Origin of the sequence: Lysobacter enzymogenes (assembly GCF_017355525.1) — a bacterium.
Classification (GTDB): Bacteria; Pseudomonadota; Gammaproteobacteria; order Xanthomonadales; family Xanthomonadaceae; genus Lysobacter; species Lysobacter enzymogenes_C.
Genome location: NZ_CP067395.1, coordinates 4221604 through 4234553, shown reverse-complemented (window position 1 = coordinate 4234553; position 12950 = coordinate 4221604). Strand labels below are relative to the sequence as shown.

At 70.4% G+C, this 12950-nt stretch carries 12 protein-coding genes and 1 pseudogene; 7 read left to right on the top strand and 6 right to left on the bottom strand.

The genetic code is table 11. The features are described 5' to 3' along the window. Positions 1 to 26 precede the first annotated feature (26 nt). Positions 27 to 1097, bottom strand: coding sequence for a hypothetical protein (locus JHW38_RS17910; protein WP_207522674.1), 1071 nt, complete (start codon positions 1095 to 1097; stop codon positions 27 to 29). Positions 1098 to 1235: 138 nt separating this feature from the next. Here JHW38_RS17910 and JHW38_RS17905 point away from each other — a divergent pair, with 138 nt between their 5' ends. Next, positions 1236 to 1841 carry a TetR/AcrR family transcriptional regulator gene (locus JHW38_RS17905; protein ID WP_207522673.1) on the top strand — a complete coding sequence of 202 codons (606 nt, stop codon included), beginning with the start codon at positions 1236 to 1238 and terminating at the stop codon, positions 1839 to 1841. Positions 1842 to 1968: 127 nt separating this feature from the next. Here JHW38_RS17905 and JHW38_RS17900 read toward each other — a convergent pair whose 3' ends face one another. Continuing rightward, the gene (locus tag JHW38_RS17900; protein WP_207526506.1) at positions 1969 to 2391 is read right to left on the bottom strand and encodes a hypothetical protein; all 423 of its coding nucleotides are present in this window, start codon (positions 2389 to 2391) and stop codon (positions 1969 to 1971) included. 600 nt (positions 2392 to 2991) lie between these two features. On the opposite strand from JHW38_RS17900, the gene JHW38_RS17895 reads away from it, so the two are divergent. The 5 genes from JHW38_RS17895 to JHW38_RS17875 all read left to right on the top strand — a co-directional run bounded on the left by JHW38_RS17895 (position 2992) and on the right by JHW38_RS17875 (position 7941). After that, entirely contained in the window at positions 2992 to 3654 is a 663-nt protein-coding gene (locus JHW38_RS17895) for a hypothetical protein (RefSeq protein WP_207522672.1), read from the top strand. A gap of 37 nt (positions 3655 to 3691) precedes the next feature. Further along, on the top strand, positions 3692 to 4060 hold the full coding sequence (locus JHW38_RS17890; protein ID WP_207522671.1) for a hypothetical protein: 369 nt from the start codon (positions 3692 to 3694) through the stop codon (positions 4058 to 4060). After that, the gene (locus tag JHW38_RS17885; protein ID WP_207522670.1) at positions 3987 to 5732 is read left to right on the top strand and encodes an ABC transporter permease; all 1746 of its coding nucleotides are present in this window, start codon (positions 3987 to 3989) and stop codon (positions 5730 to 5732) included. The genes JHW38_RS17890 and JHW38_RS17885 overlap by 74 nt, the downstream gene beginning before the upstream one ends. Positions 5733 to 5780: 48 nt before the next feature. Beyond that, complete coding sequence (locus tag JHW38_RS17880; RefSeq protein ID WP_207522669.1) at positions 5781 to 7076, top strand: AAA-associated domain-containing protein; 1296 nt, start codon at positions 5781 to 5783, stop codon at positions 7074 to 7076. Between the two features lie 148 nt (positions 7077 to 7224). Next, positions 7225 to 7941: an MgtC/SapB family protein gene (locus tag JHW38_RS17875; protein ID WP_207522668.1), complete on the top strand. Its 717-nt coding sequence runs from the start codon at positions 7225 to 7227 to the stop codon at positions 7939 to 7941. Positions 7942 to 8061: 120 nt separating this feature from the next. Here JHW38_RS17875 and JHW38_RS17870 read toward each other — a convergent pair whose 3' ends face one another. After that, on the bottom strand, positions 8062 to 9321 hold the full coding sequence (locus JHW38_RS17870; protein WP_207522667.1) for an RNA polymerase sigma factor: 1260 nt from the start codon (positions 9319 to 9321) through the stop codon (positions 8062 to 8064). Between the two features lie 139 nt (positions 9322 to 9460). Then, a complete protein-coding gene (locus JHW38_RS17865; protein ID WP_207522666.1) occupies positions 9461 to 9913 on the bottom strand; it encodes a VOC family protein in 453 nt (150 codons plus the stop codon). A 127-nt stretch (positions 9914 to 10040) separates the two neighbouring features. Between JHW38_RS17865 and JHW38_RS26035 the strand changes: the two are divergent. Further along, positions 10041 to 10109: pseudogene (locus JHW38_RS26035) on the top strand (DUF6053 domain-containing protein); the annotation flags it as partial. Between the two features lie 14 nt (positions 10110 to 10123). Here JHW38_RS26035 and JHW38_RS17860 read toward each other — a convergent pair. Both JHW38_RS17860 and acs read right to left on the bottom strand, forming a co-directional pair. Next, complete coding sequence (locus JHW38_RS17860; RefSeq protein ID WP_207522665.1) at positions 10124 to 10549, bottom strand: YciI family protein; 426 nt, start codon at positions 10547 to 10549, stop codon at positions 10124 to 10126. A gap of 297 nt (positions 10550 to 10846) precedes the next feature. After that, positions 10847 to 12799 (bottom strand): acetate--CoA ligase, encoded by a 1953-nt coding sequence (gene acs / locus JHW38_RS17855; RefSeq protein WP_207522664.1) that lies wholly within the window; start codon positions 12797 to 12799, stop codon positions 10847 to 10849. Positions 12800 to 12950 lie beyond the last annotated feature (151 nt).

Genomic DNA, 12950 nt, shown 5'->3' with positions numbered 1-12950 from the left:
CGGCGGCGCGGACCCGCGCCGCGCGCTCAGGCGGCGCGCGCGTCCTGCGCGTCGCGGCTGCTCACGCGCGTGCCGGACTCGCGCATGCGGCGCAGGAAATAAGCCGGGTCGATCAGCAGGTCCGGCGTGTACAGGCCCGGCGCCGGCGCGGCCGCGCCGTCCAGGCCGAGCAGGCGCTCCACGCCGAGGGCGATGCCGAGCGCGGTCAGCGGCGCCTGGCCTTGCGGATGCACCAGCTCATGGCGATGGCGCACGCGACGGCCCGCGAAATCTTCGCCTTCCAGTTCCAGCGCGATCTCGGTCGAGAACGCTTCGCCGCGGCGGCGGCTGGCGCTTTCGCCCAGGGCCATGTCGAGCCGGATCGACTGCGCGTCGGTGGCCGCGGCCAGGCTCACCACGTCCATCGGCGAGTACGCCGAAGCCGCGATCGGCGTGCCGTCCACGCTCGTGCCGACGCTGGCCGCGTCCTCGCCGCGCACCCAGCGCCACTGGCCGTCGTCGAGGATCTGCGCGGCCGCGGCCGTGGTCAGGCGTTCGTAGTCGGCGGCCGCGGCCGGGCCGCCCATGTCTTCTTCGTCGAGCAGGGCGAAGATGCCGATCCGGTCGACGCGGCGCAGCGCGGCGGAGAAGTGCAGCGCCGGCAGGGTCGCCGCGCCGGCCAGCCAGTGGCTCGCCAGCAGCATCGGCGAACGGCCCGGATGGCGCAGGTGGAAACTCACTTCCGGCGCGATCTCGAACGATCCGCTGGAGGTGCTGACGTACGGCAGGCCGTGCTGCAACGCGTACTTGAGCGTGTTCAAGCGCTCGTCCTTGAGGAACACGACCACGGCGCTGAAGCGCGCCTGCGCCGGCAGGCCCAGGTCGGCGCGGCGCAGGTCGACCACGACCGCCTCGGCATCGCCGAGTTGCGCGGCAACGGCCTCGGCGCGCGCGCGGTCGCGGCCGGCGATCGCCAGCTTCAGGCCAGGGTGCAAGCGGCGCAGCGCCTGCGCGCCCTGCGCGCCGACCACGCCGGAACCGCCAACGATCAGGACCGGCGCCAACGCGGCGGCGGCCGAAGGGATAGAGGATTGAGCGGAAGAAACCAGGGCGGTCATGATTCGGGATCCGGTGTTCACCGCGCCCGCGCCGGACCCCGATGGCCCGACACAAGCTACGATTGGTAAGTTACCAATAGTAAGATACAATCCCGCCGGCGCTGTCAAGCGCCTTTTCGAAGTTGCGGAGACCCGACCATGAGTGCCCACGCATCCGCCCCACCCGCTCCGGCCAAGCGCATGGCCAAGCCCGAACGGCGCGAGCAATTGCTGGAAACGGCGATGGCGGTCGTGCGCGAGCAAGGCACCGACGCGCTGACCCTGGGCTACCTCGCCGAGCGCGCCGGGGTCAGCAAGCCGATCGCCTATGAACACTTCGGCACCCGCTCGGGCCTGTTGATCGCTTTGTACAAGCGCATCGACGAACGCCAGGCCGTCACCGTCGCGCAGGACTTCGAGCGCACGCCCAAGCGCCTGGGCGACGTCGCGCGGCTGATGGGCGAGAGCTACATGAGCTGCTTCCGCACCGCCGGGCCGGAATGCCACGCGATCTTCGCCGCGCTCAAGGGCGACGAGGAGATGGAACGGGTGCAGCGCGAACTCACCGCCGGTTACGTCGGGTTCTATCGCGGCTTGCTCGCGCCGTACGCGAAGGTCGACGAAGCCGAACTGCAACGGCGCTGCATCGCCATCGTCGGCGCGGGCGAAGCGCTGTCGCGCGAGATGACGCATGGGCGGATCGAGGAAGCCGATGCGGCGAAGACCTTGGCGACCTTGATCGAGGCGACGATCGCGCGCGCTTGATGCGCTCGAGACAGCCGCGCACCCGACTGTAGGAGCGGCGCGAGCCGCGACCGCGAAACCGCGCTTGCGTCGTAAGCGCGATGCCGCGGTCGCCGCTCGCGCCGCTCCTGCAAAAAGCGCACGCGACTCAATGGCAGCTGCCGCCGCCTCCATCGCCACCGCCGCCGCAGTCGCCGCCGCCGCCGCTGTCGCCTCCGCCGTGACAACCGCCGCCGGAATCGCTGCCGCAATGCGCGCCATCGCCGCCGCCCGCATCGACTGCGCCGCTGGCGTGCACCCAGAACGCGCCGGCAGCGCCGGCATCGCTTCGACCGAAGCCGCCGCGGGTTCCGTGCGCGACGTAGACGATCCGCACCCGCTCGCTCGCGGGCCTCGCCAACTCGGTCGCCAACAGGATCCAGATCGCGCCGAACACCGGCAGCAACCACACCACCAGGATCAACGCTGCCCGAACCGACGGCTTGAACCGCTTGCTGCGCCAGCACTTGCGCGTGGCCAACACGTTGACCGCGGCCAACACCGAAATCAGCACCCAGAACACCGCATCCATGTCCGTCCTCGCCCTCGTGGCTTGCGCCGATGGTGACGGCAGTCGTTGGCCCGGCGTGTAAACGATTCGGTAAAACCGCGGGTTTCGGCGACTTCGACGCTTGTGAATTCCACTGCCGCAACGCCGCGCGGGCCGGGAGGGAGCGACTGCGTTGCGACGATGCGTCCCGCAGCGACGAGATCATCGCGACCGAGTTCCCGCGCCCCGCCTCTCGCGTCTGCAACCTTGTAACAGCGAGCGATGCGCCCGACTGAACCGGTTCTGGCGAATCGCGCCGACGATGCGCGAACGGGGTTGACCCGGCCGCATCCGGCGAGGATCATGCGCCCCGCAAGCTCCCTTCCGCCCTCCAGAGGCCCCCTTGGACAGTCGATCTAGACCTTCGCTGCAGCGCTCGCGCTGACGGATCGCTCCAGGTCTGGGATGTCCCAGGTCGGCTCCGTTCGCGCAGAACGAAGCCGAGTCGCACGCAACCCCTAACGCCCTTCCTTCGCCCGCCCAGCGCGGCGCGGGCGCGCGCTCGTTTTCCATCGCACTGCAGTCCCTGCGAAGACCGCTTTCCAGTGGCCTTTGGCGTTTCCGTTCGTCCGGAGATCGCCGATGCTCCTGCGCTTCACCCTGTTCTTGTTCGCTGCGGCGCTGTGGGCGCACGCCGGCGCCGCGCGCGCCGGCGCCAGCCTGTACGTCGACGACGCCGCGACCGTCGAGCGCGGCCGTTGCCAGCTCGAAAGCTGGCTGCGCACGGCCGCGCCGGCGCGCGAGCTGACCCTCGCGCCGGCCTGCGATATCGCCGGCACCGAATTCGGCCTGAGCCATAGCGACTACGCCGCGCCGCACGCGCCGGCCGCGCAGAGCCTCGGCGCCAAGCGCGTGCTGCATGCCTCGCCCCACGGCTGGGCGCTGGCCGCTGCGCTCGGCGCGAACTGGACCGGCGGCCGCTACGACGGCTGGAACCTCAACCTGCCGCTGACCCTCGGGCCCGATCCGCACGGCCAGCGTTTGTGGCACGTCAATCTCGGCTGGAACCAGCCGCTTCGCGGCCGCGCGCGCCTCACCGGTGGCGTCGGCCTGGAGCAAGCGCTCGCCGCGCGCTGGACCGCGTTGGCCGAGCTCTACGCCGATCCGCACGGCGATGTCGGCGGCCAACTCGGCCTGCGCCGCGCGCTGAGCGAAGCGGCCAGCCTCGACCTGTTGCTCGGCGACCGCGCGCGCGATCCGCGCGGCCCGTGGCTGACCCTGGGCTTCAACTTCGCGCTGCGTTGAGCGCCGCGCCGCTTCGATCCACTGCAAGGAGGACGCCATGACCCTGCTGCATTTCCCTGTGCACCGCGCGCGGCCGCAACACCGCGCGCTCGCTCCGCTGCTGCGGCTGGCCTGCGCGCAGCTGCGCGCGCGCGAAGCCGCCGCGGCCGACGCCGCGCCGCGCGAACAACTGATCGCGCAATGGCGGCGCTCGCCAGCGACCGGCCGGCTGGAATGCCGCTGGGTCCGCGCCGGCGCGGCCGACGAACCGCCGGGACGAAAACCCATCGACCGCCCTGTTCCTCGCGCGCGCCCGAGCGCGCGCCCGTTCCGCTCCACCGAGGCCCGCACCGATGTCCGTCTTCCGTCCCTTTCCGCTGCTGCCGCCGGCGCTGTCGCGCCAGCGCTGGTGGCCCAACGCCTATGACCTGATCGCGTTCGCGCTGCTGATCGCCGGCGCGGCCGCGCTGGCGCATGCGGCGATGGAAACCCGCGCGCCGCTGTCGGCGTTGCATCTCGATCCGGTCACGCTCGACCCGGCGCGCCTGCCCGACTACGCCCTGCGCACTACGTTGCGCATGTTCGCGGCGATGCTGGCGTCGTTGCTGTTCACCTTCACCATCGCGACCTGGGCGGCCAAGAGCCGGCTCGCCGAACGCCTGATCGTGCCGGCGCTGGACATCCTGCAATCGGTGCCGGTGCTGGGCTTCCTGAGCTTCACAGTCACAGCGTTCCTCGGTTTGTTCCCGGGCCGCCAGCTCGGCGCCGAATGCGCGGCGGTGTTCGCCATCTTCACCAGCCAGGCCTGGAACATGGCGTTCTCGTTCTATCAATCGCTGCGCACCTTGCCGCGCGACCTCGACGAAGTCGCGCGCGGCTTCGGCCTGAGCGCGTGGCAGCGGTTCTGGCGGCTGGAAGCGCCGTTCGCGATGCCGGGGCTGGTGTGGAACGCGATGATGTCGATGTCCGGCGGCTGGTTCTTCATCGTCGCCTCCGAGGCGATCACCGTCGGCGACACCACGGTGACGCTGCCGGGCGTGGGCTCGTACCTCGCGCTGGCGATCGCGCAGCAGAACTTCGCCGCGGTCGGCTGGGCGGTGGCGGCGATGGCGGTCACCATCGTGTTGTGCGACCAACTGCTGTTCCGCCCGATCGTGGCCTGGGCCGACAAGTTCCGCAGCGAGCAGACCGCCAGCCAACAGCGTCCGCGTTCGTGGATGTACGAACTGATCCGCCGCACCCGCGCCGGCAAGCGCGCGCTGCGGCCGCTGGCGTGGCTGTGGCAGCGCGCGATGTGCCTGCGGCTGCGGCGGCGCGCGCCGGTCGTCGCCGCCAGCGACGAGGTCTCGGCATCGCCGTGGCCCGACCGGCTGTGGCTGGCCGCGCTGCTGCTGGCCGCGGCCTGCGGCGCGTGGTTCGCGTTCGACTACGGCCGCCAGCACCTGGGCCTGGACGATGTGCGCGCCGCGTTCGGCGGCGGTCTGGCGACGCTGCTGCGGGTGATCGTGCTGATCGCCGTCGCCAGTCTGATCTGGGTGCCGGTCGGGGTGTGGATCGGCCTGCGTCCGCGCTGGGCGCAACGGCTGCAACCGGTGGCGCAGTTGTTGGCGGCGTTCCCGGCCAACGTGCTGTTCCCGGTCGCGGTGATCGCGATCCTCGCCACCGGCGCGAATCCGGACGTGTGGCTGTCGCCGCTGATGGTGCTCGGCACGCAGTGGTACATCCTGTTCAACGTCATCGCCGGCGCCAGCGCGGTGCCGACCGACCTGCGCGAAGCGGCCACGGTGTACCGGCTGCGTTCGTGGACGTGGTGGCGGCGCGCGATCCTGCCGGCGGTGTTCCCTTACTACGTCACCGGCGCGCTGACCGCTTCGGGCGGTTCGTGGAACGCCAGCATCGTCGCCGAACTGGTGCACTGGGGCGACCGCAAGGTCGAAGCCTACGGCCTGGGTTCCTACATCGCCCGCGCCACCGAAGCCGGCGACTTCCCGCGCATCGTGCTTGGCGTGGCGGTGATGTCGCTGTTCGTCACCGCCTTCAGCCGCGCGCTGTGGCGGCCGCTGTACGCCTACGCCGAACGGCGCCTGCGCCTGGATTGAGCGCGCGCCGTCTTCGCATCCCTATTCGTTTTGGCAAGGAGTTCCCTCATGACCCTGCACACCTGCATCCGCCCGCTGATCGACGTGCGCGGCCTCAGCCAGCACTACCCGAAGGCCGGCAGCGAGCCGCTGCGCGTGCTCGACCACGTCGACCTGCAACTGCACCCCGGCGAAATCGTCGGCCTGCTCGGCCGTTCCGGCTCGGGCAAGTCGACCTTGCTGCGCGCCATCGCCGGCCTGATCCGTCCCAGCGAAGGCGAGGTCGAATTCCTCGGCACGCCGCTGAGCCGCGCGCCGGCCGACATCGCGATGGTGTTCCAGAGCTTCGCCCTGTTCCCGTGGCTGACCGTGCTGCAGAACGTCGAGCTCGGCCTGGAAGCGCGCGGCGTGGCGCCGGCGCAGCGGCGCCGGCGCGCCTTGGCGGCGATCGACCTGATCGGCCTGGACGGTTACGAGAGCGCGTACCCGAAGGAACTGTCCGGCGGCATGCGCCAGCGCGTCGGCCTGGCCCGCGCGCTGGTGGTCGAGCCCAAGCTGCTGCTGATGGACGAGCCGTTCTCGGCGCTCGACGTGCTGACCGCGCAGACCCTGCGTTCGGACCTGCTCGACCTGTGGGCCGAGCGGCGCATGCCGATCGAATCGATCCTGATGGTGACCCACAACATCGAGGAAGCGGTGCTGATGTGCGACCGCATCCTGATCTTCGGTTCGCATCCGGGGCGGGTGATCGAGGAGATCCGGGTCGAACTGCCGCAGCCGCGCGACCGCTTCGACCCGGCGTTCCGCGATCTGGTCGATGCGATCTACCAGCGCATGACCGGCGGCGCCCAGCCCGGCGCGGCGCCGCGCGGCGGGCTGGCGATGGAGTTGCCGCAGGTGTCGAGCAACCTCATCGCCGGCCTGGCCGAGGCGTTGGCCGAGCCGCCGTACCGCGGCCACGCCGATCTGCCGGCGCTGGCGGCGCAGTTGCAGCTGGAGATCGACGAGCTGTTTCCAATCGCCGAAAGCCTGCAACTGCTCGGCCTGGCCGAACTCGGCGATGGCGACCTGCGCCTGAGCGAGACCGGCGCGCGTTTCGTCGCGCTCGACACCGATGCGCGCAAGCATTTGTTCGCGCGCCAGTTGGCCGCGCACGTGCCGCTGGCCGCGCACATCCGCCGGGTGCTCGACGAACGCAGCGCGCACCAGGCGCCGGCGCGGCGCTTCCGCGACGAGCTGGAAGACCACATGTCGCCCGACTACGCGGCGGCGACGCTGCGCGCGGTCACCTCGTGGGCGCGCTATGCGGAGTATTTCGCTTACGACGAGGCCGCGGATCGGTTCAGCCTGGACAACCCGGGTTGAGTCCGGGCGAGCCGGAACGACCGCGTCGGGCTGAAGCCCTTGCACAAAAACTTTCATCCGGGAGTGCGAGGCTGTCGCAGCGCGGGTCTTCGAGCCCGATGCCCCGCGCTGCGACCGCCGACTCTCCCGCTTTTCCTCCGGAGCCTCCATGCGCTTCCTGCACACCTTCCAACTGCTGCCGTTCCTCGACACCGTGCTGAGCCTGCTGGCCGCGTTCGTGCTCGGCACCCTGATCGGCGCCGAACGCCAGTACCGCCAGCGCACCGCGGGCCTGCGCACCAACGTGCTGGTCGCGGTCGGCGCGGCCGCGTTCGTCGACCTCGGCATGCGCCTGGCCGGCAGCGTCGAGGCCGTGCGGGTGATTTCCTACGTGGTCTCCGGCATCGGCTTCCTCGGCGCCGGCGTGATCATGAAGGAAGGCATGAACGTGCGCGGCCTCAACACCGCCGCCACGCTGTGGTGCTCGGCCGCGGTCGGCGCCTGCACCGGCGCGGACATGCTCGCCGAGGGCGCGCTGCTGACCGCGTTCGTGATCGCCGGCAACACCTTGCTGCGGCCGCTGGTCAACGCGATCAACCGGGTGCCGATCGACGAGCGCGTGTCGGAAGCGACCTACGAGGTGCGGCTGAGCGCGGCGCCGGAATCGGCGCCCGCGGCGCGCGAGTGGCTGGTCGATCATCTGGAGGCGGCGAACTATCCGGTCGGCGACGTCGACGTCGACGAGCACGGCGAAACCGCGACCGAGATCGTCGCCACCTTGGTCAGCACCGCGGTGATCGCCGCGGAGCTGGACTCGGTGGTGGAGCGATTGCGGCGCTTGCCGGGGGTGATGCATGCGACGTGGGAGTCGAGCACGCGCGATTGAGCTTGGCGACCCCCTGTAGGAGCGGCGCAAGCCGCGACCGCGATACCGCACATACGACGCAACCGGCTGCCCCGCGGTCGCGGCTCGCGCCGCTCCTGCAGGGGAGCGAATGCTGCGGCGTTACGCGCACTCCGCCGCGCGACCGAGCAGGAACTCGCGTTCGCGCGCATTGCGGGTCAGCGCGGCGGCGCGTTCGAACTCGGCGCGCGCCTCGGCGCTGCGGCCGAGCTTGAACAGCAGGTCGCCGCGCACGCTCGGCAGCAGGTGGTATTGCTTCATCGACGGCTCCTCGAGCAAGGCGTCGACCAGCGGCAGCGCCGCGTCCGGGCCGTACGCCATCGACACCGCGACCGCGCGGTTGAGTTCGACCACCGGCGACGGCAGGCGCTGCGCCAGGCGCTGGTACAGCACCGCGATGCGCGCCCACGGCGTGTCCTGGGCGGTCGCGGCGCGGGCGTGGCAGGCGGCGATGGCAGCCTGCAGCACGTACGGGCCGTCGGCGCCGCGCAATTGCACGGCGCGCTCCAGCGCGGCGAGGCCGCGCTGGATCTGCAGGCGGTCCCAGCGCGAGCGGTCCTGGTCCAGCAGCAGGATCGGCTGGCCGTCGGGGCCGGTGCGCGCCTTCGAGCGCGAGGCCTGGATTTCCATCAGCGCGACCAGGCCGAACGCTTCGGCCTGCTTCGGCATCAGCCCGGTCAGGATCCGGCCCAGGCGCAGCGCGTCCTCGCACAGGTTCGGCCGCATCCAGTCGTCGCCGGCGGTGGCCGAATAGCCTTCGTTGAACACCAGATAGATCACTTCCAGCACCGAGGACACGCGTTCGGCCAGCTCGTCGCCGCGCGGCACTTCGAACGGCACCTGCGCATCGGCCAGGGTGCGCTTGGCGCGGACGATGCGCTGGGCGATGGTCGGTTCGCTGGCGAGGAAGGCGCGCGCGATCTCGTCGGTGGTCAGGCCGCCGAGCAGGCGCAGGGTCAGGGCGACGCGCGCCTCGGTCGACAGCACCGGGTGGCAGGAGATGAACACCAGCCGCAGCAGGTCGTCGCCGATGTCGTCGTCGAGCTTGTCGAAGAACTTGTCCTCGGCGTCGTCGAGACCGGATTCGATCTCGTAGCCGATCTGCTCGTGCTTGCGGTCGAGCAGCTTGCGCCGCCGCAGCCGGTCGATGGCGCGGTTCTTGGCGGTCTGCATCAGCCAAGCGCCCGGGTTGTCGGGCACGCCGGTCTCGGGCCACTTCTCCAGCGCGACGATCAGCGCGTCCTGGGCCAGTTCCTCGGCCAGGCCGACGTCGCGGACCATGCGGGTGAGACCGGCGATGAGCTTGGCCGATTCGATGCGCCAGACGGCATCGATGGCGCGGTGGGTGTCGGTGGCCGTCATGGCGACGGATGACACCACCTCGCGCGCCGGGTCGCAAGGGTCCAACGGCCCGCGCGGGCGCGGGGCCGCTCAGTCAGGGCCGCAACGGGTGCAGGCTGCGGCGGACGCGGCGATTCGCGCCGCCGCTTGCGCCTGCGGATCAGGCCGCGGCGCGGCCGTCGCCGTCGCCGTCCACGCACCCCATCGCCTGCACGCAGTTGACCATCCACGGCACCCCGAAGCGGTCGGTGACGATGCCGTAGGCCAGCGCCCAGAAGGTTTCCTGCAGCGGCATTTCGACCTTGCCGCCTTCGGCCAGGGCCTTGAACACGCGCGCGGCCTGTTCGGGGTCGTTGAGGCTCAGGGTCACGTGCGCGCCGACGATCGGCTTGTACGGATACGCGGCGGTGGCGTCGGTGCCCATCAGCATGAAGCCGTCGAGCTCGTAGCAGCCGTGCATGATCTTCTCGCGCTCGTCGGCGGCCAGCGATTCGCAGCCCGGGTTGTCGCCGAACGGCATCAGCGCGTGGATCTTGCCGCCGAGGATCTTCTGGTAGGTCTCGAACGCCTGGCGGCAGTCGCCGTCGAAGGAGAGGTAGGTGTTGAGTTGCATGGTGGCGGTTCCTGGAAGGGATGAATGGGGGAAGCGCGGCACGGTGGAACCGTTGCGGCTTCGATAAGACGACGAATGCGGCAGGCGCGGATCGACAAACTGCGCCGGCGGTTGCGGGGAGGCTTCAGGCCCGATGCCTTTCGCTCGGGTCGCGGCGGTCCGACCCAGGAGCCTCGGGCCCGGAGGCCATCCCACAGCGGGCCGACGGGATCAGTGGCGGCCGGCCACTTGCTCGCGCAGCTGCGCTTCGGCCGCTTGCAACTCCGGCGTCAGCGCGTCGCCGAAATCGGCCGCGTCGAACACCTGGCGGATCTCGATCTGCGACTGCGAGCCGTCCGGGTTCGGCACCCGCTTGACCCATTCCACCGCTTCTTCGAGCGAGCGCGCCTGGATCAGCCAGAACCCGGCGATCAGTTCGCCCGGCGCCTGGAACGGCCCCGGCGCGACCCGGCGCGCGCGGCCGTCGAAGTGCACGCGCGCGCCGCGCGCGCTCGGGTGCAGGCCTTCGCCGGCCAGCAGCACGCCGGCGCGCACCAGTTCCTCGTTGTAGGCGCCCATCGCGGTCAGCAGCTCGGTGCTGGGCATGACGCCGGCTTCGCTGTCGGCGGTGGCTTTGACGATCAGCATGAATTTCATGGTCGCGGTCCTCGTTTGCGCCGGCGGGAGGCCGGCTTCTGAGAAGGCGACGAATCGGGATCGGCGGAATCGACAAAGGTCGCCAGCCGGTTTGCTCCCTGTAGGAGCGGCGCGAGCCGCGACCGCGACACCGCAGCTACGGCGCGACCGTACGGGCCGCGGCCGAGGCACCGCCTGTGCGGCGCGATCGGCTGCCCCGCGGTCGCGGCTCGCGCCGCTCCTACAGGGGGGAAACCGGTTCGCGCGAACAAAAAAAAGCGGACCGGTCGCCCGGTCCGCTCTTTTTCGCTGCGGCGCTTACTTGCCCAGGCGCTCGTTGACCAAGCTCTCGACCACCGACGGATCGGCCAGGGTCGAGGTGTCGCCGAGCTGGTCCGGCGCGTTCTCGGCGATCTTGCGCAGGATCCGGCGCATGATCTTGCCCGAACGCGTCTTCGGCAGGCCCGGCGCCCATTGCAGGTGGTCGGGCGTGGCGATCGGACCGATCTCCTTGCGCACCCAGGCGACCAGTTCCTTGCGCAGGTCTTCGCTCGGCGCTTCGCCGGCGATCAGGGTCACATAGGCGTAGATGCCCTGGCCCTTGAGGTCGTGCGGGAAACCGACCACCGCCGCCTCGGCGACCTTGGGATGCAGCACCAGCGCGCTCTCGACCTCGGCCGTGCCGATGCGGTGGCCGCTGACGTTGATGACGTCGTCGACGCGGCCGGTGATCCAGTAATAACCGTCGGCGTCGCGGCGGCAGCCGTCGCCGGTGAAGTAGTTGCCGGGATAGGTCTTGAAATAGGTTTCGATGAAACGCTGATGGTCGCCGTAGACCGTGCGCATCTGCCCCGGCCACGACGCGGTCAGGACCAGATTGCCTTCGGCCTCGCCTTCCAGCACCTGGCCGTTGGCGTCGACCAGCGCCGGCTGCACGCCGAAGAACGGCTTGCTCGCCGAGCCCGGCTTGAGGTCGATCGCGCCGGCCAGCGGGGTGATCAGGATGCCGCCGGTCTCGGTCTGCCACCAGGTATCGACGATCGGGCAGCGGCCGTCGCCGACCACATCGTAGTACCAGCGCCAGGCCTCGGGGTTGATCGGCTCGCCGACCGAGCCGAGCAGGCGCAGCGACTTGCGCGAAGTCCGCTTGACCGGCTCGTCGCCGTCGCGCATCAACGCGCGGATCGCGGTCGGCGCGGTGTAGAAGATCGTGACCTTATGCTTGTCGATCACGTTCCAGAAGCGCGACACGTCGGGATAGTTCGGCACGCCTTCGAACACCAGCGCGGTGGCGCCGTTGGCCAGCGGGCCGTAGACGATGTAGCTGTGGCCGGTGACCCAGCCGACGTCGGCCGTGCACCAATAGACATCGTCCTCGCGCAGGTCGAACACCGCTTCGTGGGTGTAGCTGGCGTAGACCAGATAACCGCCGCTGGTGTGCAGCACGCCCTTGGGCTTGCCGGTGCTGCCGGAGGTGTAGAGGATGAACAACGGGTCTTCCGCGTTCATGCGCTCGGGCTCGCAGGCGTCGCTCTGGCCTTCGACGACCGCGTCGTACCAGCGGTCGCGCGGCATCTGCATGTCGACCGCGGCGCCGGTGTGGCGCACCACCAGCACGGTTTCGACCGAGTTGGTGCCCGGCAGCTTCAGCGCCGCGTCGACGTTGGCCTTCAGCGGAATCTTCTTGCCGCCGCGCAGGCCTTCGTCGGAGGTGATGACCAGCTTGCTGGCGCAGTCGGCGATGCGGTCGGCGATGGAATTGGGCGCGAAGCCGCCGAACACCACCGAATGGACCGCGCCGATGCGCGCGCAGGCCAGCATCGCCACCACCGCTTCGGGAATCATCGGCAGGTAGATGGTGATGCGGTCGCCCTTGGCGACGCCGAGGTTGCGCAGCGCATTGGCCAGGCGGCAGACGCGCGCGTGCAGATCGCGGTAGGTGATGCGTTCGGCCGGCTGGTCCGGATCGTCGCGTTCGAACAGCAGCGCGGTCTTGTCGCCGCGCGTTTGCAGGTGGCGGTCGAGGCAGTTGACGCTGACGTTGAGCTCGCCGTCCTCGTACCACTTGATGCGGAAATCGTTGAGGTCGTAGCTGACGTTGCCGATCTTGCTCGGCGCCTTGTACCAGTCCAGGCGCTGGGCGATGCGGCCCCAGAAGCCGTCCGGGTCGCGTACCGATTCGGCGTACTCGCGCTCGTACCGCTCGCGCGTGTAGCGCGAGTTCGCGGCGAAGGCCGGATCGACGGGATGGACGCTGGCGGGGTTGCTCATGAGGGCTCCGTGCGAGATGCCGTGGCTGCGTGGGAACGACGCGAGGGGTGGATAGCGAGACCGGGGAGAATAACGGACGGGCGCCGCGCCCGGCCTCGCCTGACCTGCCCTCAGTGTGCCGCAGCGCAGCAATCCACGCAGCGCCGCGCTC